Below are 24,305 nucleotides of genomic sequence, written 5' to 3'. Positions count from 1 at the left end.
CGGTCAGGCGTCACGGGCGGCGAGCACCGCGCCGCCCGCCAGCAGAGCCGCCGCCGCGTAGGCGGCGAGCACGCCGAGCCCCTCCCACGGCCCGATCGGCAGCCGGTCCAGGCCGCGCGTCGCCTGCACGGCCAGCCCCGCGGTCATCGGCGCGATCTTCTCCAGCCGTTCCTCCCACACCGGGTCGCCGGCCAGCCGGGTCACGACCGGGACGATCCACAGCAGCGCCAGCACCGCCGTGATCGCCGCCGCCTGCTCGCGCAGCACCGTCCCCACGCCGAGGGCGAGTAGCGCGACCAGCACCAGGTAGAGGACGGTCCCGAGGGCGGCACGGGCCGTCGGGCCGTCCGCCGGCGACAGCGGCGCGTAGCCCGCGGCGGCGGTGAACCCGTTGCCGGGCAGGATGGCGCGGCCCGCCGCCAGCGCCGCCAGCACCCCGGCGGTGCCGGCGGCGGCGACGGAGCCCGCGACCACGGCGGCCTTGGCGGCCAGCACGGTGGTCCGGCGCGGGACCGCGGCCAGCGTCGGTGCGATCGTGCCGGTGGCGTACTCGCCACCGACCGCGAGCACGCCGAGCACGACCGCGGCGACCTGCCCCACCTGGACGCCCGACAGCGCCAGCTTCGGCGTGTCCTCCGCGCAGGCGGCGGGCGCCGGGCAGTGCGAGGTGTCCACCGTCCCGGTCACCGCGGCGCCGACGGCGGCGAGCAGCACCGCCAGCGCGGGCAGCAGCCACACCATGCCGGGCAGCGTCCGCAGCTTCGTCCACTCGGCGTGCGCCGCGTGCACGGCCGCCCACGGTCCCCCGCCCATCACGGCTTCCCGGCCCATCACGCGTCCCGACGCCGCACGAGCCACACCGCCGCCGCCAGCGCCGCCGCCGTATACGCGCACAGCACCCCGAACCCCGCCCACGGATCGATCGCGCGGTCGAACCGCACGACGGTCTCCTGGATCGCGAACCCCGCCGCCGGGGTGAGGCGCTCCAGCCACCGCGCCGCCGACAGCGGCAGCCCGGTCGCCACGATCTGCGGGGCGAGCAGGAGCAGCAGCACGATCGTGATCGCCGGTGCGCTGCGCCGCACGATCACCGCGACCGCCAGCGAGAACACCGCCACCACGCCGAGCAGGGCGGCCGTGCCGAGGACGGCGCGCAGCACGGCGGCGTCCGACAGCGGCGGCGGTGCCAGCCCGTGCGACCGCTGCACCGGCCGGGCCAGCAGCATCGCGCCGAACGCCGCGGCCAGCCCGGCCGCCAGCGACGCCAGGCCCGCCACGGCCGCCTTGGCGGCCAGGGCCCGGCCCCGCCGCGGCGACGCCGCGAACGTCGTGCGCAGCATGCCGCGCCGGTACTCGGCCGTCACGAACAGCACCGCCAGCGCGACGACCGCCGCCTGCCCGATCAGCACGCCGGTGAGGGTGAACTCGGTGACGTCGTCGGCGAACGGGTTGGGGCCGACGTCGCCGATCCCCCTGAGCGTGAACACCCCGCCGGTCTCGGCCGAGCCGTCCAGGGAGGGGTCGGCGCCGGGCCCGCCCGGCGCGCCGCGGTCGCGCCACGGCTCGCCCGGCCGCGCCGGTGACACCGACACGTGGTCGAAGGTGGCGCGGGTGGAGCCGGGCTCCCCCGAGATGCTCTCGCCGCCGAACTGCCGCTCCACGCGGACGTCGTCGGGCGCGGCCACGACCATGCCCGCCAGCGCCTCCCGCGGCAGCCCCTCCAGCCGGACCGATCCGACGCGGCGCCATTCGCGCCCGTCCGCCGACTCGTGGCCGGTGACGGTCGTTCCCGACCGGGTCAGCTTCAGCCAGCGCGGCAGGCCGCCCGTCCCGCCGCCGGCGCCGCCGGCCTCGTAGCCGCTCTGCAGCCGGACGCCGTGCCCGGGGGTGACGACCAGCGCCGCGTAGTCCTCGTGCGGCTTCGCGCTCCCCCTGATCATCAGACCGGCCTTCGCCCACCGGCCGCCGCCCTCCTGGGAGGTGACCCGGGCGACGACCGTGCCGTTGCCGGTCATGGTCCGGTAGGTGAGGTGCCCGAGGTCGACGGTCTGCATCCGGGCGGGGTCCGCCGGGCCGGTCCCGGTCCCGCTCGTCTCGGTGCCCGCGGCCGACAGCAGCGCGACCAGGACCGTCAGGGCCACCGCCGCCAGCAGGGTGAGCATCCACCGCGGAACGGTCCGCAGCTTGGTCCACTCGGACATCAGCAGCCGCCCGAACCCGTCGCGGGCCTCGGCCTGGACGGTGCTGCGGTAGGGCGCGGGGGCGGTCACGCGTCCCCCCTTGCCGTCGCGGCCTTGAACTCCGCCGCGTCCCTGGTCAGGTCCATGTAGGCCTCCTCGAGCGACGCCCGGTGCGCGGACACGCCGCTGAACGCCACGTCGCCGCCGGTGAGCAGGGCGATGATCCGCTCGGACGGCAGGCCCGCCACCGTGACGGTGTCCCGGCCGGTGGCCGCCACGGTGGCGCCGGCCCGCGCCAGGACGGTCATGGCCTCCTGCCGTTCGGTGGTGCGCAGCTCGACCCTGCCGCCGGACGCGGCGTCCAGCAGGTCCGCGACGCTGGTGTCGGCGATCAGCCGGCCCCGCCCGATCACCACCAGGTGGTCGGCGCCGCCCTCCAACTCGCCCATCAGATGGCTGGACACCAGGACGGCCCGCCCCTCGGCGGCCAGCGACCGCAGCAGCCCCCGGATCCAGGTGATGCCCTCGGGGTCCAGCCCGTTGACGGGCTCGTCGAACATCAGCACCGGCGGGTCGCCGAGCAGCGCCGCGGCGATCCCGAGGCGCTGGCGCATGCCGAGGGAGAACCCGCCCGCGCGGCGCCGCGCGGCGCCCGCCAGCCCGGTCAGCCCGATCACCTCGTCCACCCGGCGGACCGGCAGGCCGTTGGCGTGCGCCAGCCACAGCAGGTGGTCGCGGGCGCGGCGGGCCGGGTGCACCGCGGAGGCGTCCAGCATCGCCCCGAGCCGGCACAGCGGCGTGCGCAGCGACCGGTAGGGCCGGCCGCCCACCAGGGCGGTGCCGCCGTCGGGCCGGTCCAGCCCCATGATCATCCGTAGCGTGCTGGACTTGCCGGCCCCGTTCGGGCCGACGAACCCGGTGACCCGCCCGGGCCCGGCCGTGAACGACAGGCCGTCCACGGCGACGGTGGGCCCGTACCTCTTGCGCAGGTCCCGCACTTCGATGGTCGCATCCATGACCGGGAGGCTACGGACCGCCGCGGCGCGCGGTCATCACGCCGCGGAGCCGTCTTCGGGGCCAGAGCCCGGGGGACGGGCGTCCCTCTGAGGAGGGACGCCGCGGAGCGCCGTTCCCCGCCACAATGGCGTCCGTGGAGGACAGCGTCGACCGTGCCGGGAGGCTGGTCTGGCTCGTTGCCGGGGGCTGCCTCGCCGCGGCCGCGGTCGCCGAGGCCGTCTACCGCGCCCGCGGCTCCGGAGTGATCCTGCCGCTGGCCATCGTGGTGGACGTGTGCGCGACGCTCCCGCTGGTCCTCGTCCGGGACCGGGGCGCCCTGGCCGCCGCCACGATCACCGTGGCCGCGGCGGCGGCGTGCGCCCTGCACGGCGGGGTCGCGGTCGCCGCGCTCACCGCGCTGGCGGCCGTGTGGGCGGTGCTGGGGCGGCGCCGGATCCTGCGCCGCCGCGCGGAGGCGGCCGTGCGGGACGCGTCCCGCCGGGCGTTCGAGACCACGCTCCAGGAGCACACCGCCCGGGGCGAGCGCGCCCGCATCGCCCGCGAGCTGCACGACGTCGTCGCCCACCACATCTCGATGATCTCGGTGCAGGCCGAGACGGCGCGGCTCGCCGTCCCCGGCATGCCGGACGAGGGCGCGCGGCGGCTGCTGGCCATCGGCGACACCGCCCGCACCGCCCTCACCGAGATGCGGCGGCTGCTCGGCGTGCTGCGCGAGGACGCCGGCGCCGAGCCCACCCGCCGCCCGCAGCCGGGCCTGCGGCAGCTCCTCGACCTGGTCGACGACACCCGCGACTCGGGTGCGGCGGGCGTCCGGCTGATCGTCCGCGGGGACGTCGCGGCCCTCGACCCGGGCCTGGAGCTGGCCGCGTACCGGATCGTCCAGGAGGCCCTCACCAACGCCCGCAGGCACGCGCCGGGCGCGGCCGTCGACGTGGAGTTCGACTACGCCGCGGACGCGCTGCGGGTCACCGTCCGCGACAACGGGCCGGGCCGCGGCGGCGGTCCCGCGGGGCACGGGCTGCTCGGCATGCGCGAGCGCGCGGCCGCCGCCGGCGGGGACGTCCGCACCGGTCCGGGGCCGCTCGGCGGCTTCCTGGTCGAGGCGACCCTGCCCCTGGACGGGCCACTGGACGGGCCACTGGACGGACCGCTGGGGGAGGGGCGGTGAGCGTCCGCGTGGTGGTGGCCGACGACCAGGAGGTCGTCCGCGCCGGGTTCAGCGCCCTGCTCGGCACCCAGCCCGACCTGGCCGTGGTGGCGACCGCCGCCGACGGGGCCGCCGCGATCCGCGTCTGCGCCGAGCACCGGCCGGACGTCGTGCTGATGGACGTGCGGATGCCCGCCATGGACGGCATCGAGGCCACCCGCCGCATCACCGCCGGGGCGGACCCGCCGCGGATCCTGATACTGACCACGTTCGACCTGGACGAGCACGTCTATGACGCGCTGGTCGCCGGGGCCAGCGGGTTCCTGCTGAAGGACGTCACCGCAGAGCGGCTGTTCGACGCCGTCCGCGTCGTCGCCGCCGGGGACGCGCTGCTCGCGCCGGCCGTGACCCGGCGCCTCATCGGTGAGTTCGCGCGGCTCCGGCCCCGTCCGCCCGCCCTGCACGTTCTGGACGCGCTGACGCCGCGCGAGACCGACGTGCTGCGCCTGGTCGCGTCGGGCCTGTCCAACGCCGAGATCGCCGGCCGCCTGGTCGTGGGGGAGGAGACGGTCAAGACGCACGTCAGCCGGATCCTTCGCAAGCTCGGGCTGCGCGACCGTGTCCAGGCCGTCGTCCTCGCCTACGAGAGCGGCCTGGTCCTGCCGCGGTCGGGCCGCTGACGGCCGCCGGGCATGGTTCGGGCCCGTACCGTCACCCGGTACGGGCCCGAACCGTCAAAACCTGTCAGCCTCTCAAGCGGACTTCCTGCGTCCCGCCCGCAGGATCTCCAGGCGCTCGGCCAGAACCTCCTCAAGGTCTTCCAGGGTCCTGCGCTCCATGAGCATGTCCCAGTGGGTCCGCGGCGCCTTGCCCTTCTTGGCCTGCGGAAGCTCCCCGTCCACCCGCAGGGCCGTGGCGCCGCAGTTGCGGCATTCCCAGGTCATCGGCACCTCGGCCTCGGCTGCGAGCGTCACGGTGAACCGGTGGCCCTTCGTGCAGGTGTAGTCCACCTCTTGCCTTGGGGCCAGATCGGTGTTGCGATCGTTCTCGTAGCTCGTCGCTCCGAGTCGGGTGCCGCGAAGTGCGCGCTCGGCCATCGTCACGTGCCTCCCAGACGGCTTGCGGTCTTGCCCTGACCAACGCTGAATACCGTGACAAGATTCCCCCGCCCGGGGTGATCCAACCCTGCCGTTTCCGGCCGTGCCGTACAGCTCCGCGGAGGCACCTCAGTTACGGGACGTGAGCACCGCGTCGATCAGCCCGTAGTCCTTGGCCTCCTCGGCGGTGAAGTACCGATCGCGGTTCAGGTCCCGGCGGACGGTCTCGGGCGTCCGCCCGGTCGCCTCCGCCAGGATCGCCTCGGTCTGCGCGCGCAGCCGCAGCACCTCCCGCGCCTGGATGTCCAGGTCGGTGGCGTAGCCGCGGGACACCTCGATCGCGGGCTCGTGCAGCAGGATCCGGGCGCCGCGCAGCGCCTGGCGCCGTCCGGGGGAGCCGGCGGCCAGCAGGACCGCCGCCGCCGACCCGGCCTGCCCGACGCAGGTCGTCTCGACCTCGGGCCGGACGTAGCGCATGGTGTCGCAGATCGCCAGCATCGAGGTCAGCGACCCGCCCGGCGAGTTGATGTAGAGGGAGATGGGCCGGTCGGGGTCCATCCCCTCCAGCGCGAGCATCTGCGCCGTGACGTCGTTGGCGCTGGTGTCGTCTACCGGCGCCCCGAGGAAGACGATCCGTTCTTCGAACAGCTTGCTGTAGGGGTCGGTGTCCTTGCGCCCGTAGTTCGTCTGCTCCTCGAACTGGGGGACGAGGGAGCGCCTTTCCGCGCGTGTCATGTGCCCACCCGGTCGGTGCTGTCGATGACATGGTCGACGAAACCGTAATCGCGCGCCTCCTCCGCGGTGAACCACGCGTCCCGGTCGCTGTCGGCCTCGATCTGCTCCAGCGGCTGCCCGGTGTGGAACGCCGTCCGCTCCGCCAGGGTCCGCTTGAGGTAGAGGGACTGCTCGGCCTGGATCTTGATGTCGGAGGCGGTGCCGCCGATGCCGCCGTGCGGCTGGTGCATCATCACCCGCGCGTGCCGGAGCGCGTACCGCTTGCCCCGCGTCCCGGCGCACAGCAGCGTCTGTCCCATGGACGCGGCCATGCCCATCGCGACGGTGGATATGTCGTTCGGAACGAACTGCATCATGTCGTAGATCGCCATCCCGGCGTCCACGACCCCGCCGGGGGAGTTGATGTAGATCGTGATGTCGCGCCGGGCGTCCTGGGCGGCGAGCAGCAGGAGCTGGGCGTTGATCTGGTTGGCGGTCTGGTCGTCGATCTCGGTGCCGAGGAACACGATCCGCTGCGCCAGGAGCCGCTCGTACAGCTGCGCGTCCGCGAGGCGCGGCATCTCCGTCACGCTGGCCCGCGACCTGCCGGCGAACGTCTCCGGCCTCCGGCCGCCGTCTTCCCGCCTCGGTTCGACGTTCACCGTGCTCCTCCCTGATCATCTGTACATTTCGTACGCTACGTACGTAGGGACTCTAGACCCGCGGGACGCGGGCGGCCAGAGGAAGATCGGGTATTTCGCTATACGATGAATCACGTGGATGTTCCGGTAACCGAAGCACGTGCCCAGTTCGCGGACCTGGTGAACCGGGTCGCCTACACCGGCGAGCCCGTGAAGCTGACCCGGCGCGGCCGGGTGATGGCCGCCCTGGTCTCCCCGGAGGACCTGGAGCTCCTGGAGACGATCCGGTCCCAGCGCCTCGACCTGCAGGTCGGCGGGACGGTTCCGCCGGGGCAGCCGTCCCGGCCCGCCGAGCGGCCGCAGCAGCCCGCGCAGCCGATGCGCATCGCGGCCGAGTATCGCCCGCCCGGCTTCAGGCCCTGACACCCGGCCGCGTGCGCACGAGGGCCGCCGCCGATGCGGCGGCGCTCAGGGCGTTCGCGGCGTCAGGTCGAGCGGGACGACCGATGGCTCACGGGAACAGGTATTCGGGAACGGCTCCGTTGAACCAGTCCCAGAAAGACTCATTTTCACCGATGCCATCTATGCCGACCGTTCCGACCCGCGGGGTGCCATCGGGATCGCGGTCGTCCATGGTCAGGAAGTAGTTCTCCCCTGAGGGAGGGCAGGTTCCGAACAGGACACAGCCGTTGAACTCGCCGTTCAAAGCACGCGGGAACTCGCTCTCGGGGGCATACTCGGCGGGGTCCTCCCCCTCGAACATGCGGAGGATCCACGCGGCAAGCGTCGTGGTGAGGCGGTCCGACCACAGGTTGAAGCCGTCCGATTCGAGGGAGGCATGTACCGCGGCGAGATCGCGGACGCCTGGCGGAAGCGGCTCACCTATCGCCGGAACAGCCTCCGGGCCCAGGGCGGTCGGAACCGTCCCCCACAGGACGCGCATTCGGGCATCAAAATGCTCGTACCGCGGCAGATCGCGGAGATGCTGCGCAAACGGCGCGTCATGCATAGCCAGGTATAGATATCCGAGCAGATACCGCCCCTCTATCTCGACCAGCGCCAGCCCCAGCAACTCCTTCCGCAGCGCGGCGAGAAATGCCGGACAACGCTCAGCGACCGGCGCCCATACATGCTCTACGGCGCTCCACAGGTCCGCGTCAGCCGAAACGCCCCACGGATTGTCCGCAGCCAAGGGCAGCACGGTCTCACTACCGCGCAGCAACAACCCCCGCAACTCGGCGCCCTCCGCCGGAACGTCAGAATCCGACCACCCGCGCGCAATGAGCCTCAACTCCCGGTCGCGGCTCAACATCTGCTCGATGGCCGGCGCGTCCTCGCCGGCCAAGGCCGCCCGCCACAGACTTTTCTCCTCGTCAACTTCCATGATCACGACCCTAGCCCCACGTCCACGGCCGCAGCCGGAAACGACGACTCCCGGACGGATCGAGGGCCGGACCGCGGCCGGCTGCGAGCCGTCGCGGCGGACGCGGGCCTGCGTGGACGTGCCGTCAGGAGTCCAGGCCGATCCGGTCGCGGAGCTGCCGAGCTTTGTCGCCGCGCTCATCACCGGGGCTGCGCGCCGAACCGGACCACCTCGCCGCGCGAGCGCCACGGTCAGGTCGTGGCGGGCGGTCGGTCCTGCGGCCAGAGGTCGCGGGCGGACATGATGCGGCGGAGGGTGACCAGCTCGTCGGTCATTATGCCGTCGATGCCGAGGTCGAGGAGGCGCTCCATGGCGGCGGGGTCGTTGACCGTCCAGGCGTGGACCTGCAGCCCGAGCCGGTGGGCGTGGTCGACGAACGCGGCGGTGACGAAGGGGACGGGGCCGAGGCCGTAGGGCACCTGGGCGCAGGCGACGCCGGTGGCGGCGAGGCGGACGAGCTTGGCGGCGGGCCCGCCGTAGGACCTGGCGCGCAGCGCCATCAGCCCGCGCGGGCCGAGCGCCATGCACACCTCGCGGTCGGTGAACATCGGCAGGCGGGCGCGCATCTGCGCCAGCCGGCGGGTGGAGAACGAGGTGATGCACACCCGGTGCCAGGCGTTGGTGCGGTGCAGGGTCTCGGCGAGCGGGCCGATGACGGGGGCGTCCTTGAGGTCGATGTTGACGCGGGCGTCCGGGAAGGAGCCGAGGACGTCCTCCAGGCGGGGGATGGGCTCGGCGCCGTCGATGCGGGCCTTGGCGACCTCGGTGAAGGGCATCCGGGCGATGGCGCCGGTGCGGTCGGTGACGCGGTCCAGCGTGCGGTCGTGGAAGGCGACGACCACGCCGTCGGCGGTGGCGTGCGCGTCGGTCTCCAGGTAGCGGTAGCCGAGATCGACGGCGCGCTGGAACGCCGCCATGGAGTTCTCCGGGCGCCCGGCGCCGCCGCGGTGGGCGAAGGGGATCGGGCCGGGATGGTCGAGGAATTCGAACGAGCGCCGCACCCGACCGATTATGGCGGACCCCGCGCCCCGGTCTGACCTTACTACGTAAAGGCCTCGGGCGGTGAGGCGTCGATGCTAGCGTCAGCGCCTCAATCAATCGGCGAAGGAGCACCCGCATGGCGGACGTGGACGAGTACCGGGCGACGTTCGAGTTGGTGGACGTGGACGGCGACGGCTACATCTCGACCGAGGAGCTGAAGAACCTCATGGCCAAGCTCGGGCAGGACGTCACCGACACCCGTGCCGTGGAGGTGGTGGTGGCCGCCGACGCCAACCGGGACGGCAGGATCTCCCTGGAGGAGTTCGCCGAGCTGATGGAGCGGACCGCGTCTTCGTGACGTCGGCGGCCCGGTGACGTCGGCGGCCGGGCCGGTCAACCCGTCCGGCGGAGCATGAGGGCGTTGTCGGTGCGGGTCATGGTGCGCCCGTCCGGCGCGGTCTGGACGCGCTCGTGCTCGCCGCTGCGCAGGACCTCCCATGCGCCGTCGGGGAGCCGCAGGGACAGCCTGACCTCCTCCGGTGTCGGCAGGTGCACGCCGCCGTGGGCGTCGGGGTCCCAGGGCGGGGGACCGGCGTGGCCGACGATGAGCAGGATCCCGCCGGGCGCGACGGCCGCGGCGGCCGACCGCAGGATCTCCTCGCGCGGCATGTCGGCGGGGGAGTGCAGGAACTGCGCCGAGACCAGGTCGTAGGTCCCCTCGGGGAACGACTCGGCGAGGTCGTGCAGCTGCCAGTCGACGCGGTCCGCGACGCCGGCCTCGGCGGCGTGCCGCGCGGCGCGTTCGAGCGCGACGCCGGAGATGTCGGCGGCGGTGACGCGCCAGCCCCGCCGCGCCAGCCAGATCGCGTCGGCCCCCTCGCCGCAGCCGAGGTCCAGGGCGGTGCCGGGCTCCAGCCCGGCGGCCTCCTCGACGAGGACGGCGTTGGGCTCGCCGCTCCACAGGTGATGGTGCTCGGAGTATCGGCCGTCCCAGTACTCCCGGTGGGTGGTGGTGTCGTCCATGCTCCGATCGTGCGCCGCCCCGGCCGGTTTCGGCGAATGATGTTGCTGTTTCGGCAACGCCAGTAGCAGCGCCGGGACGAGGAGGGCGGGGGTCGCGGCAAGGACGTAGCACGCCGGCAGCGGGAAGGCGTCCAGGGCCGCTCCGGTGGCGGCGGCCCCGCCCGCCGCGCCGAGGTTGAGCGCGGTGTTCACCCAGGCGATGGCGCGGGTGCGGGCGCCGGGCGGTGCCGCTTCGTCGGCCAGGAGGTAGGCGGTGGTCAGGGCGGGGCCGACGAACAGCCCGGCGGCGCACGCCAGCGCGGCCAGGACCGCGGTGGACGGCGCCAGGCCCGCGGCGGCGAGGGCGAGCCCGAGCGGGACGAGGAGGACGGCGAGGCGGCCCCGTCCGGGGGCGGGCAGGCCGAGCGCGCCGTAGCCCAGGCCGCCGAGGGTGCTCCCGGCGGCGACGGCGGCCTCGACCCACGCGACGGCGCCGGGCTGGTGGTGGCGGTCGGTGAAGGCGATGGCGAGCAGCCCGGTCGAGCCGAGGACGACGCCGGTCGCCGCCGCGGCCACCGCCGGAGCGGCCGGGAACACCCGCGGTCGCGGCCCCCGGCGCGCCGGGGCGGCCGGCGGCGCCGGCAGCGGGGCCGCCGGTGAGGTGACGAGTCCGGCGGTGCCGGCGGCGATCAGGACGGCGCTGACCAGGATCCCGAGAGAGGGGGCGGCCGTAGCGGCCAGCAGCCCCGCCAGGAGCGGCCCGGCGACGAACACCAGTTCCTCGGAGACGGTGTCGAGGCTGTACGCCCGGCGGAGGAGCGGGCCGGGCGGCAGGAGGCCGCTCCAGAGCGTCCGCATCACCACGCCGACCGGCGGAGCGGTGACACCTGCGGCCATGGCCAGCACGGCGAGGAGCGGGAGGGGCGCCCCCGGCTGCCAGGTGAGCGCGGCCAGGGCGGTGAGGATGAGGGCGTAGGCGGCGGTTATCGGGGAGAGGACGCGGCGCATGCCGTACCGGTCGATGAGCGCGGCGCGCAGCGGTGACAGGAGCGAGACGGTGAGGCCCTCCAGGGCCACGAGTGCGCCCGCCTGGGCGTAGGAGCCGGTCGAGGAGGTGAACGCCAGGGTCAGGGACAGGAAGACCGTCCCGTAGGACAGGCGTCCGAGAAAGGCGAGGGCGAAGGTGCGGGATGCGTGCGGTGTGCGCAGGACAGCCGCGTATGACGACGATGTCACGGGGGGGAGTTCCTCAGAAAGGCCCACGAAGAGGCGGATTGCGGGGACACCGAAGGTCGCCGTCACAGGTGCGACGGCGGGGGCGTCCTACGCAAAGATGAGGAACTGCACGGGCTGATCATAGCGCGTGGCGGCGCGGCCCGGGTCAGGCGTCGGCGAGGCGCCAGGCGTCCGGGGAGCGGCAGGCGTGGGCGAGGCCGCGGACGGTGGCGCGGGCCGGGTCGCGGGCGATGGTGACGGTGAGTCCCATCTCGGCGGTGAGGCGGCCGGGCAGGGAGGGCAGCCGGGCGCCGCCGCCGGTGAGCACGAGCCCGCCCTCGCGGGCGGTGCGCCGCAGCGGTGCGGGCAGGTCGTCCAGCAGGTGCCGGACGCATGCGGTGAGCCGTTCGCGGACGTGCTCGGGCAGCCGCGGCAGGGGGTCGCCGGGCCGGTGTTCCGGCAGGTACTGGATGGACCGGACGGAGTGGACGCGGCCCTTGATGACGACGGCGGTCTCGACGATGCCGGCGCCGATGTCCACGACGAGGCGGGGGCGCGGGTCGCCGAGGCCGATCCCGGCGCCCACGGCGGCGGCGAGCGGGGCCTGCAGGGTCCGGACGGGGCAGCCGGCGGCCGCGCGGACGGCGCCGGTCGCGCGGCCGAGCTGGATCCTGCTCGCGGCGGAGGGCACCGCGAGCAGGATCTGCCGCAGGGCGAGGCCGGGGCCTGCCTCCAGCAGGACGAGCCGGGTGAGGCGGGTGCAGGCCCGGGCGTCGGTGACCATGCCGTGCTCGATGGGGCGGGCGGTGGCCGTCCGGACGTCCCCGCCGGCGGCCTGGAGGGGGCCGGCGGTGGTGGCGGGACGGTCGATGATCATGTCCAGGGCGGGCAGGACCGCGCGGACGCGGCTGCTGCCGAGGTCGAGGCCGGCGCTCGGTTCCGCGGCGGGCATGGCGGTCAGCGCCGCCGCTGCTGGCAGCCGACGCAGCGGCGCGCGTAGGGGATGATCTCCAGGCGGCCTTCGGGGACGGTGCCGCCGCAGTCCTCGCAGCGGCCGTAGGTGCCGTCGGCGAGGCGGGTGAGGGCGGCGTCGATCTCCTGTAGAGCGTCCTGGAGGGTGTCGCGGCGGGCGTGGGCGCCCTCGTCGGGTTCGGGTCCCCGCTGGTGCTCCAGGACGGCCAGCTGCGCGACGCGGGTGCGGCGCTCCTGCTCCAGCAGGTCGCGTGCCCGCCGGGCCGCCGCTCCGCCGGGCGGGTATCCGCCGGGCGCACCGTTGACCGCGCTGTTGACCGTCATCGCTGTTGGCTCCCTTCGACCGTGGGGGATGGCGAACCCCCACCATGGGCGAAGGGAGCGCTTTCGGCCATGGGTGGCGGCACCCATCTGCGAAGGGGGCGCGGGTGCAGCCGGGTCAGGTGCTCCACTCGCGGCGGCGGGCCTCGGCGAGGGCGATGGCGGTGGCGACGGCGACGTTGAGGGAGCCGACGCGCCCGATCTGCGGGATGTAGGTGACGGCGTCGGCGGCGGCGAGCAGGGCGGGGGAGCAGCCGTGGTCCTCGCCGCCGACGGCGAGGCAGACGTCGCCGTCGAGGGGCGCCGCGTGCAGGGGGACGGCGTCGGTGGTGAGTTCGACGGCGACGAGTCGCAGGCCTTCTTTTCGGACGGCGGCGGCGGCCTCGGCGGGGGTGCCGGCGTGCTCCCAGGTGACGAGCCGTTCGGTGCCGAGGGCGGTCTTGGCGACGTTGCGCTGGGTGAGGGGGGTGGCGTTGCCGGCGAGCCAGAGGTGCTCGACGCCGAAGACGGCGGCGCTGCGGACGATCGAGCCGATGTTGAAGGGTTGGGTGACCGATTCGACGAGCAGGCCGAGGCGGGCGCCGGTGCGGCGGCGCCAGTCGCGGTTGAGGCGCTTGACGTCGGTGGGGCGCAGCTGGCGGCGTCCCTGCGCGGGGTCGGGGGTGGTCATCGGGTGGGGCCTTCCGTGCGGGATGCGACGCGCAGGACGCGGTAGGCGGACCGGGAGGCGATCCGCTCGGTGGGGAAGCCCTGGCCGTCGAGCCACCGCTGGAGGGAGTCGGAGCCGAGGTGCTTCTGGACGACGAGGTGGGCGAGGCCGCCGGGGGTGAGGCGGGGGAGCCAGGAGAGGAGGAGGTCGTGCAGGGCGGCCTTGCCGATGCGGATCGGGGGGTTGGACCAGATCGCGGCGAAGCGCAGCGCGGGGTCGGCGCTACCCGCCAAGCAGAACCTTACATTGTCAAGGCCGGCGGCTTTGGCGTTGCTCTCAGCCGCATCCAATGCACGTTGGTTCACATCTACTCCCAGAACTCTCGCCTGGGGCGAGCGCTTGGCCATGGTGAGGGCGATGGGGCCGTACCCGCAGCCGAGGTCGAGGAGGTCGCCGGTGGCCGGCGGATCGGGGACGGTCTCCAGCAGGACGCGGGTGCCGGGGTCGACGCGCTCGGGGGAGAACATGCCGCTGTCGGTGGCGAGCCGCAGGTGCAGGTCGGGCAGGACGAGGTCGACGGTGCGGCGATGGCTCGCGGCGTCCGGGCGTTCGGCGAAGTAGTGATCCCCCACGTCCGCCGACCGTATCAGCGGCGGCGCCCGGATGCGGAGTCAGCGCAGGAGGGCCCGCAGGACGGTGCCGGCCCGCTCGGCGTCGGGCTCTTCGCCGGTGATGACGCGCATATGGATGTACGACTCGGTGATGCGCACTGCCGCGTAGGCGAGGTCGTCCAGTGGCACCTCGTCCGAGACCAGCCCGGCCGCGCGGTCTTCGGCGATGAGGTCGCGGACCAGGGCGAGGTAGCGGCGCTCGTATTCGCCGGAGGCGCTGGTCAGCAGGGTGAGCGCGAGTTCCGGTTCGTCGCTCAGGAGCCGCTGCATGCCGCTGTGGTCGTTGACGTCGCGGACGAACATGGTGAGCGCGGCAGCGGCGCGGGGCCCGTCGCCGATCTGCTCGCGGTAGGCGGTGGTGGGAGCCGGGGACGGCGTCGGGGTACCACGCGCAGAACCAGGGTCATCTGGTGGGGGAGCTGGTGCGGCGGGTGTCGGGCCGGTCGCTGCGGGAGTTCGTGGCGGCGGAGATCGCCGGTCCGCTGGGCGCGGACTTCCAGGTGGGGGCGGTGGAGGGCGACTGGGGGCGGATCGCGCCGGTCGTCCCGCCGCCGTCGGAGGGGGGCGGCGCGCCGGAGGAGGGGAGCGTGGCGTTCAAGGTGTTCACGGGGGCGGTGGCCGATCCGGAGGCGGCCAACACCGGGGCGTGGCGGCGTGCGGAGCTGGGGGCGCTGAACGGGCATGGGAACGCGCGGTCGGTGGCGCGGATCCTGTCGGCGGTGTCGCTGGGCGGGACGGTGGGCGGGGTGCGGGGTGCGGCTGCTGTCGGCGGGCGGGCTGGACCCGATCTTCGATGAGCAGAGCCACGGTGTCGATCTGGTGCTGGGCGTCCCGCTGCGGTTCGGGATCGGGTACGCGCTTCCGGAGGACGAGACGGTGCCGTACGTGCCGCGGGGTCGGGCGGCTGGGGCGGCTCGCTGGTCATCATGGATCTGGAGTCGCGGACGACGATCGCGTACATGATGAACCGGATGGCGCCGGGTGTGATCGGTTCGGACCGGTCGGAGGCGTACGTGCGCGCGGCGCTGGAGTGCCTGGCGTGAGCAGTGCCCGTCCTGTGCGGTGCCTGTCCTGAGTGAGGGGTGTCAGGGGAGGCGGGAGAACCAGGCGAGGGAGGCGCCGCCGGCGGCGAGGGCGAACAGCAGCGCGATGCCGGTGTAGCGGGCGGCGACGTCGCGGTGTTCGGTCTTGAAGCCGAGCGAGGTGCCGATGTTGCGGTAGACGTCGCGGAGCTGGCCGGCGTCGGCGGCCTCGTAGGCCTTGCCCTGGGTGCTCTCGGCGAGGGTTTTGAGGGTCTCCTTGTTGACCGAGACGCTGGTGGTCTCGCCTTCGATGTCGACGGTGCCGTAGGGGGTGCCGAAGGCGATGGTGGAGACGGGGATCTGCGCGGAGCGGGCGGCGTCGACGGCTTCCTGGACGGAGCGTCCGGTGGTGTTGTCGCCGTCGGAGAGCAGGACGATGTGGGCGGGTGGGGGGTCCTGGCGGGCTTCGGCGTCGAAGGAGCGGACGGCCTGCAGTGAGGTGAAGACGGCTTCGCCGATGGCGGTGCGTTTGGCGAGGGCGAGCTGGTCGAGGGAGGCGACGGCGGCGTCGCGGTCGGCGGAGGGGGCGGCGACGAGGTTGGCGTTGCCGGCGAAGGCGACGACGCCGACGTTGAAGCGGCCGGGGAGCTCGTCGATGAAGTTCTTGGCGGCGGTCTTGGCGGCGTCGAGGCGGCTGGGGGTGACGTCCCTGGCCATCATGGACAGGGAGACGTCGACGGCGACCATGATGGTGGCGCGGTCGCGGGGGACCTTGACGGAGCTGGCGGGGCGGGCGAACCCGATCATCATGAGGGTGATCATGATGAGGAAGAGGGTGGCGGCGACGTGGCGGCGCCAGCCGGGTCGTTTGGGGGCGACCTGGGAGAGCAGGGCGAGGTTGGTGAAGCGGACGGCGTAGCGGCGGCGGCGGAGTTGCAGCAGCGTGTAGGCGGCGGCGAGGAGCGGCAGGAGGCCGAGGAGCCACAGGCGTTCGGGTGACAGGAAGGTCATGGGCGCACTCCCGCGGTGGTGACGGACCGTCCTCCAGCCCCCGCCCGCCCCCGTTCATCGGACGAGCTCCGCTCGACGGGCCTGCCTGCGGCGCGGCGCTGGCGGAGGGCGAAGCGTGCGATGTCGGCGATCCAGTCGCGGTCGGTGCGCAGGACGAGGTGGTGGGCGCCGCTGCGGCGGAGGGCGGCGCGGGTGTGCTCGCGCTGGGCGGCGGCTGCTGCGGCGTACTGTTCGCGGACGCGGCGGCTGAGGACGATCTCGTGGACGGTGCCGGTCTCGGGGTCGGTCATCTCGACGAGGCCGACGTCGGGGAGGTCGAGTTCGCGGGGGTCGATGATCTCGATGGCGAGGACCTGGTGGCGGGCGGTGAGGCGGCGCAGGGGGCGTTCCCAGGCGGGTTGGCCGTGGGGTCCGTCGGGGGAGGTGTCGGCGCCGTCGGGGTGGAGGAAGTCGGAGATGACGACGCGCAGGCCGCGGCGGGTCTGGCCGCGGTCGAGGGCGGCGATGGCGGTGGCGAGGTCTTGTTGCGGGGTGGCGGTGGCGGTGCGGGCGGAGCCGCTGCCGGGGGTGGCGTCGTCGACGGAGCGGGCGTCGAGGGCTGCCTGGAGGAGGGCGTACATGGCGGCTTTGCCGGTGCGGGCGGGCCAGCGGCGCATGCCGTCGGGGTGCAGGAGGTAGGCGCCGGCGCGGTCGCCGAGGCGGAGGGTGAGGAAGCCGATGGCGGCGAGGGCGGCGACGGCGAGGTCGCGTTTGATCATGGTGCCGGTGCCGAAGTCCATGCTGGGGGTGAGGTCGACGAGGGTCCAGGCTTCGAGTTCGTGGTCGGCGATGAGGTCGCGGACGTGGGGGGTGGTGGTGCGGGCGGTGACGGCCCAGTCCATGTGGCGGACGTCGTCTTCGCCGGGCTGGTAGAGGCGGGCTTCGGCGAGTTCGGTGCCGGGGCCGGGCAGCAGGCCGAGGTGTTCGCCGTTGAGGAGGCCGTCGAGGCGGCGGGTGACCTGGAGTTCGAGGCGGCGCAGGGTGCGTTCGGGGGCGAGGTGGGCGAGTTTGCCGCTGCGCCGGCGGCGGGTGGTGGCGGGGCGGGGGTTCATGCGGTGGTCACCGCCGCCGCTCCGTGGTTCCACACGACGCGGGGCGGGGGGACGGCGGCGAGGATCTGGGCGATGACCTCGGCGGTGTCGACGCCGTCGGCGAGGGCGTCGAAGGTGAGGACGAGGCGGTGGGACATGACGTCGCGGGCGACGGCGCGGACGTCGTCGGGCAGGACGTAGTCGCGTCCGGAGATGAGGGCGAGGGCGCGGGCGGCGGAGGCGAGGCCGAGGGTGGCGCGGGGGCTGGCGCCGATGTCGATGACGCCGCGCAGGTCGGGGAGGCGGTACTGGTCGGGTTCGCGGGTGGCCATGACGAGGCGGACGATGTAGTCGGCGATGAGTTCGTGGACGGAGACCTCTTCGGCGGCGCGCTGGAGGCCGGCGAGGCCGTCGGTGTCGAGGATCTGGGCGGCTTCGGGTGGGTCGACGCTCATCCGCTGGAGGATCTGGAGTTCCTCGTGGGCGGCGGGGTGGTGGACGTCGATCTTCATGAGGAAGCGGTCGCGCTGGGCTTCGGGGAGGGGGTAGACGCCTTCGGACTCGATGGGGTTCTGGGTGGCGAGGACGATGAAGGGGTTGGGGAGGGGGTAGGTGTTGCCGCCGAGGGAGACCTGGCGTTCGGCCATGACCTCCAGGAGGGCGGACTGGACTTTGGCGGGGGCGCGGTTGATCTCGTCGGCGAGGACGAAGTTGACGAAGACGGGGCCGAGTTCGACGTCGAACTGCTCGGTGGAGGGGTGGTAGATGCGGGTGCCGACGATGTCGGAGGGGACGAGGTCGGGGGTGAACTGGAGGCGGGCGAAGGTGCCTCCGACGACCTGGGCGAGGGTGCCGACGGCGAGGGTCTTGGCGACGCCGGGGACGCCTTCGATGAGGCAGTGTCCGCGGGCGAGGAGTGCGACGATCATGCGTTCGACCATGTGCTCCTGGCCGACGATGACCTTCTTGACCTCGGCGAGGGTGTTCTGCAGGAGTGCCGCGGCCTCGTCGACGTCGGTGGCGGCGATGGTCATGTGGGTGTCCCTCACTGTCCCTCGGTTGCCCCGTTCTGGTGTGCCGGGTGACGCGTTTCGACCCTACGCGATCACTTGTACCCGTTCGTTCGGGATACGTGCGCGTCGCCGGTGATCGGTTGAGGGGCCGGGTGTGCCCGGTGTGTGCGGGGGGTGGGGCCGTCCTGGCCCTGATGGTAGGGCGTGGTTGTTAGTGTTGCGGCCATGTCGAGGCCGTTGCCGCCGGGGGATCCCGCTCAGCTGGGGCCGTTCCGTTTGTCGGCGCGTTTGTCGGAGTCCGCCGCCGGGATCGTGTTCCTGGGGGTGGACGGTGAGGGGCGGCGCGCGAGTGTGGCGGTGCTGAACCAGGGGGCCGCGGGGGATGCGGCGGCGCGGGACCGGTTCCGTGCCGCGATCAATGCGGCGGTGCCGGGTCCGGGGCGTCCGGTGGGGGACGCGGGCGGGGCGGCGCCGGTGGTGGCGGCGCAGCCGGATGGTCCGGCGCCGTGGGTGGCGACGCTGTACGAGTCGGATCGTGCGGGGGCGGAGCGGTTCCTGGAGCCGGTGGTGTTCCAGGGGTCGGGGCGTGCGTGGTGGGGTGGGCGGCGGCGCGGGCCGCAGTTCCAGCCGTATTGGCTGGGGTCGGGGGAGCCGGCGTTGGAGCGGCCGGGGCGGGTGGAGGTTCCGGGGCCGGTGGGGGAGCGTCCGCCGGAGCGGAATCTGGTGGCGGCTGTTCTGGCGTTGGCGGCTGTTCTGGCGCTGCTGGCGCTGCTGCTGGGGTTGCTGTTCGCGTGCCAGCCTGTGGCGGAGGAGCCTCCGCCTCCGCCTCCGGAGCCGACGCCGACGTTCCAGCAGCCGTCGCGGTCGCCGGCGCCGTCGTCGCCGGCGCCGTCTCCGTCGCAGCCGCCGACGTCTCCGGGTTCGCCGTCGCCATCGCCGTCCCCGTCGGGGACGGGCGGCGATGACGGCGCCCCGCTGTAGATCCGCGGGTCGCGGGGTTTGGCGCGTTGCGGGCGGGTGCGGGGGCGGTCAGCATGGGGGGATGCTGGAGAGTCTGGTCGCGTTCGCGGGCGCGGCGGTGCTGATCGCGATGGTCCCGGGCCCGTCGACGGTGGTGATCATGCGCGCGTCGATGCGGTCGGGGCCGCGCGCGGGCGTGGTGACGGCGCTGGGCAACGAGGCGGGCGTTCTGGCGTGGGGTGTGGCGGCGGCGGTGGGGCTGTCGGCGCTGCTGGCGGCGTCGCGGCTGGCGTATGAGGGGCTGCGGGTCGCGGGTGCGGTGGTGCTGGTGTGGTTCGGGGTGCGGGCGCTGTGGCAGGCGCGGCGTGGCGGCCGTCCCGGCGCGGACACCTCGGATACCTCGGACATTTCGGGCGGTGCGGACGTGGAGGGGCGGGTTGACGCCGGTGCGGGGGCGGCGGGGTGGCGGTGGTTCCGGCTGGGGCTGGTGACGAACTTCGCCAACCCGAAGGCGGGGGTGTTCGCGGTGTCGTTCCTGCCGCAGTTCGTGCCGGAGGGGTGGCCGGTGGCGGCGGTGCTCATCGGGTTCTCGGTGCTGTGGGCGATGATCGACCTGGTCTGGTACACGGCGGTGGTGTGGACGGTCGCGGCGGCGCGGCGGGCGCTGGGGCGCCCCGCGGTGCGGCGGCGGCTGGACCAGCTGTCGGGCGTGGTGCTGGTGGGGCTGGGTGTGCGGCTGGCCGCCGAAGCACGCTGACGGGCACGCCGGTTTGGCACATTTTCATGATCGCTTTTCGGGGTGGTGGCCGTAGCCTGGTGCGGTGACCGAGCTGGATGAGCTTGCCGACCGGTACGTCGAGGAGTTCGCGGCGCTGGACCCGTGCCTGGCGGCGCAGATGGGGATCGCGGGGCAGGACGCGCGGCTGACCGACTACGGTCCGGACGGGTTCGCGGCCCGCGCGGAGCTGTCGCGGCGGACGCTGGCGGAACTGCGCGGCGCCGGTGCCGGTGCCGGTGAGGCGGGGCGGGTCGCGGCGGCGGTGCTGCGCGAGCGCCTTGAGGTCGAGGTGGCGCTGGACGAGGCGGGTGTGCGGGAGGGGTCCCTGGACACCATCGACGGGCCGGTCCAGCGGCTGCGGATGGCGGTCGAGCTGCTGGACCGGGGCGCCGGCACCGACTGGGAGGCCGTGCACGGGCGGCTGCGGGCGCTGCCGGCGGCGCTGGCGGGGCTGCGGGTGTCGCTGGAGCGGGCCTGCGGGCGCGGGAGCGTGGCGGCGCGGCGTCAGGTGCTGCGCAGCGCTCGCGAGTGCGGGGACATCCGGGCGTACCTGGTGGATCTGGCGGGGCGGTACGGGGACGGGCCTTTGGCGGGTGCGCTGGGGGAGGCGGCGCGGGCGGCGTCGCAGGCGCTGGCGGAGTTCGCGTCGTTCCTGTCGGGGGAGCTGGCGGCGCGGGCGCCGGAGCGGGACGCGCTGGGCGCCGACCGGTACCGGCTGGGGGTGCGCGACTTCCTCGGGACGGAGCTGGACCTGGCCGAGACCTACGCGTGGGGGTGGGAGGAGCTGGCGCGGATCGAGGCGGAGATGGCCGCCGCGGCGGCGGAGATTCTGCCGGATGCGCCGCTGCCGGCGGTGATGGCGGCGCTGGACGCCGACCCCGCGCACCGGATCGGGGGTGCGGAGGCGTTCCGGGACTGGATCCAGGGGCTGGCGGACCGGGCGATCGCCGACCTGGACGGAATGCACTTCGACATCCCCGAGCCGCTGCGGCGGATCGAGTGCCGGATCTCGCCGGTGGAGGCGGGGGTCTACTACCTGGCGCCGGCGGAGGACCTGTCGCGTCCGGGGACGGTGTGGTGGACGTTGGAGGACCCGTCCGCCGACGTGGTGACGTGGACGGCGCCGACGACGATGTTCCACGAGGGCGTGCCGGGCCATCACCTGCAGCTGGGCGTGACCACGCTGAACCCGGCGCTGAACCGGTTCCAGCGGCTGTCCAGCGAGCTGCACCCGGGGCACAGCGAGGGGTGGGGTCTGTACGCCGAGCGGCTGATGGACGAGCTCGGCCATTACCGCGATCCGGCGCACCGGCTGGGGATGCTGGCGGGCGGGCAGCGGTTCCGCGCGGCGCGGGTGATCCTGGACATCGGACTGCACCTGGAGCTGCCGATCCCGGCGGGGACGGGCTTCCACGAGGGGGAGCGGTGGACGCCGGAGCTGGGGTGGGAGTTCCTGCGGGCGCGCAAGGGGCCCGATCCCGACGCGGCGGTGGCGTTCGAGATCGACCGGTATCTGGGGCGTCCCGGGCAGGCGATCGCCTACAAGCTGGGGGAGAAGGTGTGGCTGGAGGCGCGGGAGGAGGCGCGGCGCCGGGCGGGTGCGGATTTCGATCTTAAGGAGTTCCATCGGCGGGCGCTGGATCTGGGTCCGATGGGGCTGGACCGGCTGCGCGCCGAGCTCGCCCGCTTCTGAGGCTTCTTGCGGTCGGTCCAGGGAGCCGGGGGCGGGGTCAGAGGGATCAGACGGGTTCGGGTGGGAGCGGGAGGTGGCCCAGGCGTCCCCTGCCGTCCACACCGGTCTCGCGGAGCCAGCGGCGGGTGTTGCGCATGTGCATGACCTCGGTCTGGCCTGCGCTGGCGAGCTCCTCGGGGGGACCGGGGTCCTGCGGGCTGCTGCCGACGTGGCAGGCCTTCTCGTCGCCGGGCTCGATGACCCGCTTCTCGTAGTGGGGCGGCCACCGCAGCAGCATGCGGCGCCCGCACGTGGGGCAGGCCCACTCCTCCAGCCCTGACTCCTGTGTCCGGACCTTCCGCATCTCGTGCGTCCGATACAAGACGGTGGCCTCCTCGACCGTCGGCGGATTCCGGTAATCGGGTCGCGCAATAGTGATTGCCGACGTCAAGCCGGTTAAACGGCATGGGTAAGCGGCTTTAAGGTCTTGGCCGCGCTGGTTGTGGTCGGTCCGGAACCCCGGTGAGGGTGCGGTGGACGGCGGCGCCGAGCTCGGTGATCGCGGCGGCGGGGCGGCGCGCGAACGAGCCCCAGCCGAGGAAGCCGTGGTCCAGCCCGGTCCCGGTGATCAGGGTGACGGGCACGCCGGCGGCGCGCAGCCGTGCCGCGTGCCGTTCGGCCTGGGGGCGCAGCCGGTCGTACTCGGCGGTCGCGATGACCGCAGGGGGCAGCGTGGCCGGGTCGGGGTCCAGCAGCGGCGACACCTCCGGGAGGGTGCGGTCGGTGTCGCGCAGGTAGGCGTCCAGGGCCCGGTCGATGCGGGAGGGCGCGAAGTCTAGCCCGTCGGGGTCGGGCAGCGGCGGCGGCACCTCGCGCAGGTCCACGGCCGGGTACAGCAGGACCTGCAGGACGGGCCGGGCGGGGCCCGCGTGCCGCAGCCGCCCCGCGGCCGCGGCGGCGATCTGCCCGCCCGCGCTGTCGCCGGCGACGCCGACCCGCCCGGCGTCCACGCCGAGCCCCGCCGCGTTCGCGATGACCCAGCGGGCGGCGGCGGCCGCGTCGTCCACCGCGGCGGGGAACGGGTCCTCGGGCGGGCGCCGGTACCCGACCGACACCCACGCGACACCGCTCGCGGCGGCCAGCGCCCGCACGACCGGGTCGTAGGAGTCGACGTCGCCGAGGATCCACCCGCCGCCGTGGAAGTACACCAGGACGGGCGCCGGGCCGTCCCGCGCGGGCCGGTACAGCCGCGCGGGCAGCGGGCCCGCCGCGCCGTCCACGACCAGGTCGGTGACGGCGCCGGCGGGCGGGCGCGGGGAGCGGGCCAGGTCGGCGGCATGGGCGCGGCGCGCGTCCTCCACCGTGCCCCCGCCCGCCGCGTTGCCCGCCGCGCCGCCGGCAGGGGCGGCGAGCCGGTCGCGGATGAACGCCAGGTAGTCCGGATCGCGGCCCATCGCAACCTCCACCTCCGACCCTACGGGCCGCGCCGCCGCGGAAAACCCGTTGGGTGCGGCCGTGCGCGGGCCCTAAGATCGCCCGCGTGTGCACTATGACGAAGAGCGCGGCGCGGGTGATCGTCTCCGCCGCCGCCAACGCGCGGCTGCGCGGGCGTCGCCCCGCCCTGGACCACCGGGTGCGCGCCGCCGCCTGACCTTCCGCAGGCGACCGTTCCCCGCGTGCCGCGCACCTTCGCGCGCCGCGCGGGTCTTTTCACGCGGCCCCGTCACGGGCCGCATCCCCGGCGCCCTTTCTCCCCGGCATCCCTGGCACCGCGTCCGCTGACGGCGCGGTGCCCTCGTGCCGCGGGCCGGTGACCGTCCTGGGCCTCATCTATGTCCCTGACCATCGGGGACGGGCCCTGCCGCGCGCTTGCGCGGATTCTCCTGCGGCCCGCCCCGCCGGCCCCGCGCGGCCGGACGCCCGGAACGGCGACCGTGAACCACCCAGAACGCACCATGCCCCGCGGCCGTGCACGCCGCGAACTGTCCCAGAACCTCCTGGCCGACGCCGGCGTCATCGCCCGCTACGCCCGGACCGCCGGTGTCCCCGGCGGCCTGGTCGTGGAGGCCGGCGCCGGCGACGGCCGCATCACCGCCGCGCTCGCCGCGCACGCCGCGCGGGTGATCGCCTACGAGATCGACCCGGTGCCGGCCGCGCGGCTGCGGCGCCGCTGCCGCGCCCTCGCGAACGTGACGTGCGTGACCGGGGACCTGCTCGCCGCCCGGCCCCCGGACGCCGCGTTCCACCTGGCCGGGAACATCCCGTTCGCGGCCACGTCCCGGATCGTCGGCTGGGCGCTGGCGGCGCCGTCGCTGGGGTCGGCGACGCTGATCACGCAGCGCGAGTACGCCCGCAAGCGCACCGGCGACTACGGCCGGTGGAGCCTGCTGACCGTGCGGACCTGGCCGCGGTTCTCCTGGCGGCTCGGCGTCCGCGTGCCCCGCGACCGGTTCCGCCCGGTCCCGCGCGTGGACGGCGCCGTCCTGCACCTGGAGCGCCGCGACCGGCCGCTGGTGCCGCCCGAGGCGATGCCGGGCTACCTGCACTGCGTCGAGGTGGGCTTCACCGGCAGGGGCGGCACCCTGCACGCCTCCCTGCGCACCGTCCACCCCCGCCGCCGGGTCGACGCGGCGCTGGCGGCGGCGGACCTGCCCCGCGGTGCGATCGTCGCGCACGTCCACCCCGACCAGTGGGTCGCCCTCGCCCGCGTCCTGCACCCCTGGTGACCCGCAGGTGCCTGGCCGGCCGC

27 protein-coding genes and 1 pseudogene are annotated in these 24,305 nt (G+C 74.5%); 9 read left to right on the top strand and 19 right to left on the bottom strand.

Annotated elements, in window-relative coordinates; all coding sequences use genetic code 11:
* Nucleotides 1–3: 3 nt before the first annotated feature.
* Genes ABGB11_RS11560 through ABGB11_RS11550 form a run of 3 tightly spaced genes read right to left on the bottom strand, consistent with a single transcriptional unit; the run spans nucleotide 4 to nucleotide 3,196 of the window.
* Complete coding sequence (locus ABGB11_RS11560; RefSeq protein ID WP_347631706.1) at nucleotides 4–813, bottom strand: ABC transporter permease subunit; 810 nt, start codon at nucleotides 811–813, stop codon at nucleotides 4–6.
* A 17-nt stretch (nucleotides 814–830) separates the two neighbouring features.
* Nucleotides 831–2,270 (bottom strand): ABC transporter permease subunit, encoded by a 1,440-nt coding sequence (locus ABGB11_RS11555; RefSeq protein WP_347631704.1) that lies wholly within the window; start codon nucleotides 2,268–2,270, stop codon nucleotides 831–833.
* Nucleotides 2,267–3,196 (bottom strand): ATP-binding cassette domain-containing protein, encoded by a 930-nt coding sequence (locus tag ABGB11_RS11550; protein ID WP_347631702.1) that lies wholly within the window; start codon nucleotides 3,194–3,196, stop codon nucleotides 2,267–2,269. The genes ABGB11_RS11555 and ABGB11_RS11550 overlap by 4 nt, the downstream gene beginning before the upstream one ends.
* 134 nt (nucleotides 3,197–3,330) lie before the next feature.
* On the opposite strand from ABGB11_RS11550, the gene ABGB11_RS11545 reads away from it, so the two are divergent.
* Both ABGB11_RS11545 and ABGB11_RS11540 read left to right on the top strand, forming a co-directional pair.
* A complete protein-coding gene (locus ABGB11_RS11545) occupies nucleotides 3,331–4,365 on the top strand; it encodes a histidine kinase (RefSeq protein WP_347631700.1) in 1,035 nt (344 codons plus the stop codon).
* Nucleotides 4,362–5,024, top strand: coding sequence for a response regulator transcription factor (locus ABGB11_RS11540; RefSeq protein ID WP_347631698.1), 663 nt, complete (start codon nucleotides 4,362–4,364; stop codon nucleotides 5,022–5,024). The genes ABGB11_RS11545 and ABGB11_RS11540 overlap by 4 nt, the downstream gene beginning before the upstream one ends.
* A 72-nt stretch (nucleotides 5,025–5,096) precedes the next feature.
* On the opposite strand, the gene ABGB11_RS11535 is transcribed toward ABGB11_RS11540, so the two are convergent.
* The 3 genes from ABGB11_RS11535 to ABGB11_RS11525 form a co-directional block, all read right to left on the bottom strand.
* Nucleotides 5,097–5,441, bottom strand: coding sequence for an RNA polymerase-binding protein RbpA (locus ABGB11_RS11535; RefSeq protein WP_347631968.1), 345 nt, complete (start codon nucleotides 5,439–5,441; stop codon nucleotides 5,097–5,099).
* Between the two features lie 129 nt (nucleotides 5,442–5,570).
* Nucleotides 5,571–6,176 carry an ATP-dependent Clp protease proteolytic subunit gene (locus ABGB11_RS11530; RefSeq protein WP_347631696.1) on the bottom strand — a complete coding sequence of 202 codons (606 nt, stop codon included), beginning with the start codon at nucleotides 6,174–6,176 and terminating at the stop codon, nucleotides 5,571–5,573.
* A complete protein-coding gene (locus ABGB11_RS11525; RefSeq protein WP_347631966.1) occupies nucleotides 6,173–6,736 on the bottom strand; it encodes an ATP-dependent Clp protease proteolytic subunit in 564 nt (187 codons plus the stop codon). The genes ABGB11_RS11530 and ABGB11_RS11525 overlap by 4 nt, the downstream gene beginning before the upstream one ends.
* A 195-nt stretch (nucleotides 6,737–6,931) precedes the next feature.
* Here ABGB11_RS11525 and ABGB11_RS11520 point away from each other — a divergent pair, with 195 nt between their 5' ends.
* The gene (locus tag ABGB11_RS11520; RefSeq protein WP_347631694.1) at nucleotides 6,932–7,219 is read left to right on the top strand and encodes a type II toxin-antitoxin system Phd/YefM family antitoxin; all 288 of its coding nucleotides are present in this window, start codon (nucleotides 6,932–6,934) and stop codon (nucleotides 7,217–7,219) included.
* An 88-nt stretch (nucleotides 7,220–7,307) separates the two neighbouring features.
* Here the strand turns inward: ABGB11_RS11520 and ABGB11_RS11515 are convergent, their stop codons facing one another.
* Both ABGB11_RS11515 and ABGB11_RS11510 read right to left on the bottom strand, forming a co-directional pair.
* Entirely contained in the window at nucleotides 7,308–8,180 is an 873-nt protein-coding gene (locus ABGB11_RS11515; RefSeq protein ID WP_347631692.1) for a hypothetical protein, read from the bottom strand.
* A 230-nt stretch (nucleotides 8,181–8,410) separates the two neighbouring features.
* Complete coding sequence (locus ABGB11_RS11510; protein WP_347631690.1) at nucleotides 8,411–9,220, bottom strand: glycerophosphodiester phosphodiesterase; 810 nt, start codon at nucleotides 9,218–9,220, stop codon at nucleotides 8,411–8,413.
* A 116-nt stretch (nucleotides 9,221–9,336) separates the two neighbouring features.
* Here ABGB11_RS11510 and ABGB11_RS11505 point away from each other — a divergent pair, with 116 nt between their 5' ends.
* On the top strand, nucleotides 9,337–9,558 hold the full coding sequence (locus ABGB11_RS11505; RefSeq protein ID WP_347631688.1) for an EF-hand domain-containing protein: 222 nt from the start codon (nucleotides 9,337–9,339) through the stop codon (nucleotides 9,556–9,558).
* Nucleotides 9,559–9,593: 35 nt separating this feature from the next.
* On the opposite strand, the gene ABGB11_RS11500 is transcribed toward ABGB11_RS11505, so the two are convergent.
* The 6 genes from ABGB11_RS11500 to ABGB11_RS11475 all read right to left on the bottom strand — a co-directional run bounded on the left by ABGB11_RS11500 (nucleotide 9,594) and on the right by ABGB11_RS11475 (nucleotide 14,369).
* A complete protein-coding gene (locus ABGB11_RS11500) occupies nucleotides 9,594–11,438 on the bottom strand; it encodes a class I SAM-dependent methyltransferase (RefSeq protein WP_347631686.1) in 1,845 nt (614 codons plus the stop codon).
* A gap of 145 nt (nucleotides 11,439–11,583) precedes the next feature.
* Nucleotides 11,584–12,369: a rod shape-determining protein gene (locus tag ABGB11_RS11495; RefSeq protein WP_347631684.1), complete on the bottom strand. Its 786-nt coding sequence runs from the start codon at nucleotides 12,367–12,369 to the stop codon at nucleotides 11,584–11,586.
* A 5-nt stretch (nucleotides 12,370–12,374) separates the two neighbouring features.
* Nucleotides 12,375–12,713 carry a TraR/DksA C4-type zinc finger protein gene (locus ABGB11_RS11490; protein ID WP_347631682.1) on the bottom strand — a complete coding sequence of 113 codons (339 nt, stop codon included), beginning with the start codon at nucleotides 12,711–12,713 and terminating at the stop codon, nucleotides 12,375–12,377.
* 115 nt (nucleotides 12,714–12,828) lie between these two features.
* On the bottom strand, nucleotides 12,829–13,380 hold the full coding sequence (locus ABGB11_RS11485; protein ID WP_347631680.1) for a TrmH family RNA methyltransferase: 552 nt from the start codon (nucleotides 13,378–13,380) through the stop codon (nucleotides 12,829–12,831).
* A complete protein-coding gene (locus ABGB11_RS11480) occupies nucleotides 13,377–13,991 on the bottom strand; it encodes a methyltransferase (RefSeq protein WP_347631678.1) in 615 nt (204 codons plus the stop codon). The genes ABGB11_RS11485 and ABGB11_RS11480 overlap by 4 nt, the downstream gene beginning before the upstream one ends.
* A 39-nt stretch (nucleotides 13,992–14,030) precedes the next feature.
* Nucleotides 14,031–14,369, bottom strand: coding sequence for a QsdR family transcriptional regulator (locus tag ABGB11_RS11475; protein WP_347631964.1), 339 nt, complete (start codon nucleotides 14,367–14,369; stop codon nucleotides 14,031–14,033).
* Here ABGB11_RS11475 and ABGB11_RS11470 point away from each other — a divergent pair.
* A pseudogene (locus ABGB11_RS11470) lies at nucleotides 14,369–14,827 on the top strand (serine hydrolase); the annotation flags it as partial. The gene ABGB11_RS11475 and the pseudogene ABGB11_RS11470 sit on opposite strands and share 1 nt — an antisense overlap.
* Nucleotides 14,828–15,115: 288 nt before the next feature.
* On the opposite strand, the gene ABGB11_RS11465 reads toward ABGB11_RS11470, so the two are convergent.
* Genes ABGB11_RS11465 through ABGB11_RS11455 form a run of 3 tightly spaced genes read right to left on the bottom strand, consistent with a single transcriptional unit; the run spans nucleotide 15,116 to nucleotide 18,167 of the window.
* The gene (locus tag ABGB11_RS11465; RefSeq protein WP_347631676.1) at nucleotides 15,116–16,063 is read right to left on the bottom strand and encodes a VWA domain-containing protein; all 948 of its coding nucleotides are present in this window, start codon (nucleotides 16,061–16,063) and stop codon (nucleotides 15,116–15,118) included.
* Nucleotides 16,060–17,154: a DUF58 domain-containing protein gene (locus ABGB11_RS11460; RefSeq protein ID WP_347631674.1), complete on the bottom strand. Its 1,095-nt coding sequence runs from the start codon at nucleotides 17,152–17,154 to the stop codon at nucleotides 16,060–16,062. Before ABGB11_RS11460 ends, ABGB11_RS11465 begins: the two co-directional genes overlap by 4 nt.
* Nucleotides 17,151–18,167 (bottom strand): AAA family ATPase, encoded by a 1,017-nt coding sequence (locus ABGB11_RS11455; RefSeq protein WP_347631672.1) that lies wholly within the window; start codon nucleotides 18,165–18,167, stop codon nucleotides 17,151–17,153. The genes ABGB11_RS11460 and ABGB11_RS11455 overlap by 4 nt, the downstream gene beginning before the upstream one ends.
* A 204-nt stretch (nucleotides 18,168–18,371) precedes the next feature.
* Here ABGB11_RS11455 and ABGB11_RS11450 point away from each other — a divergent pair, with 204 nt between their 5' ends.
* From ABGB11_RS11450 to ABGB11_RS11440, 3 genes are all read left to right on the top strand, one after another.
* Nucleotides 18,372–19,127: a hypothetical protein gene (locus tag ABGB11_RS11450; protein WP_347631670.1), complete on the top strand. Its 756-nt coding sequence runs from the start codon at nucleotides 18,372–18,374 to the stop codon at nucleotides 19,125–19,127.
* Nucleotides 19,128–19,188: 61 nt separating this feature from the next.
* On the top strand, nucleotides 19,189–19,863 hold the full coding sequence (locus tag ABGB11_RS11445) for a LysE family translocator (protein ID WP_347631668.1): 675 nt from the start codon (nucleotides 19,189–19,191) through the stop codon (nucleotides 19,861–19,863).
* A 64-nt stretch (nucleotides 19,864–19,927) separates the two neighbouring features.
* Nucleotides 19,928–21,577 carry a DUF885 domain-containing protein gene (locus ABGB11_RS11440; RefSeq protein ID WP_347631666.1) on the top strand — a complete coding sequence of 550 codons (1,650 nt, stop codon included), beginning with the start codon at nucleotides 19,928–19,930 and terminating at the stop codon, nucleotides 21,575–21,577.
* A gap of 46 nt (nucleotides 21,578–21,623) precedes the next feature.
* Here the strand turns inward: ABGB11_RS11440 and ABGB11_RS11435 are convergent, their stop codons facing one another.
* Entirely contained in the window at nucleotides 21,624–21,938 is a 315-nt protein-coding gene (locus tag ABGB11_RS11435; protein WP_347631664.1) for a hypothetical protein, read from the bottom strand.
* 97 nt (nucleotides 21,939–22,035) lie between these two features.
* Nucleotides 22,036–23,010, bottom strand: coding sequence for an alpha/beta hydrolase (locus ABGB11_RS11430; protein WP_347631662.1), 975 nt, complete (start codon nucleotides 23,008–23,010; stop codon nucleotides 22,036–22,038).
* 501 nt (nucleotides 23,011–23,511) lie between these two features.
* On the opposite strand from ABGB11_RS11430, the gene erm reads away from it, so the two are divergent.
* Complete coding sequence (gene erm, locus ABGB11_RS11425) at nucleotides 23,512–24,282, top strand: 23S ribosomal RNA methyltransferase Erm (protein WP_347631660.1); 771 nt, start codon at nucleotides 23,512–23,514, stop codon at nucleotides 24,280–24,282.
* The last annotated feature ends 23 nt before the right edge of the window (nucleotides 24,283–24,305 follow it).

It is taken from the genome of Actinomadura sp. B10D3, assembly GCF_039871695.1.
Classification (GTDB): domain Bacteria; phylum Actinomycetota; class Actinomycetes; order Streptosporangiales; family Streptosporangiaceae; genus Spirillospora; species Spirillospora madurae.
Note: the sequence above shows the minus strand (reverse complement) of the source record. Positions and strands in the feature narration are given on the sequence as shown.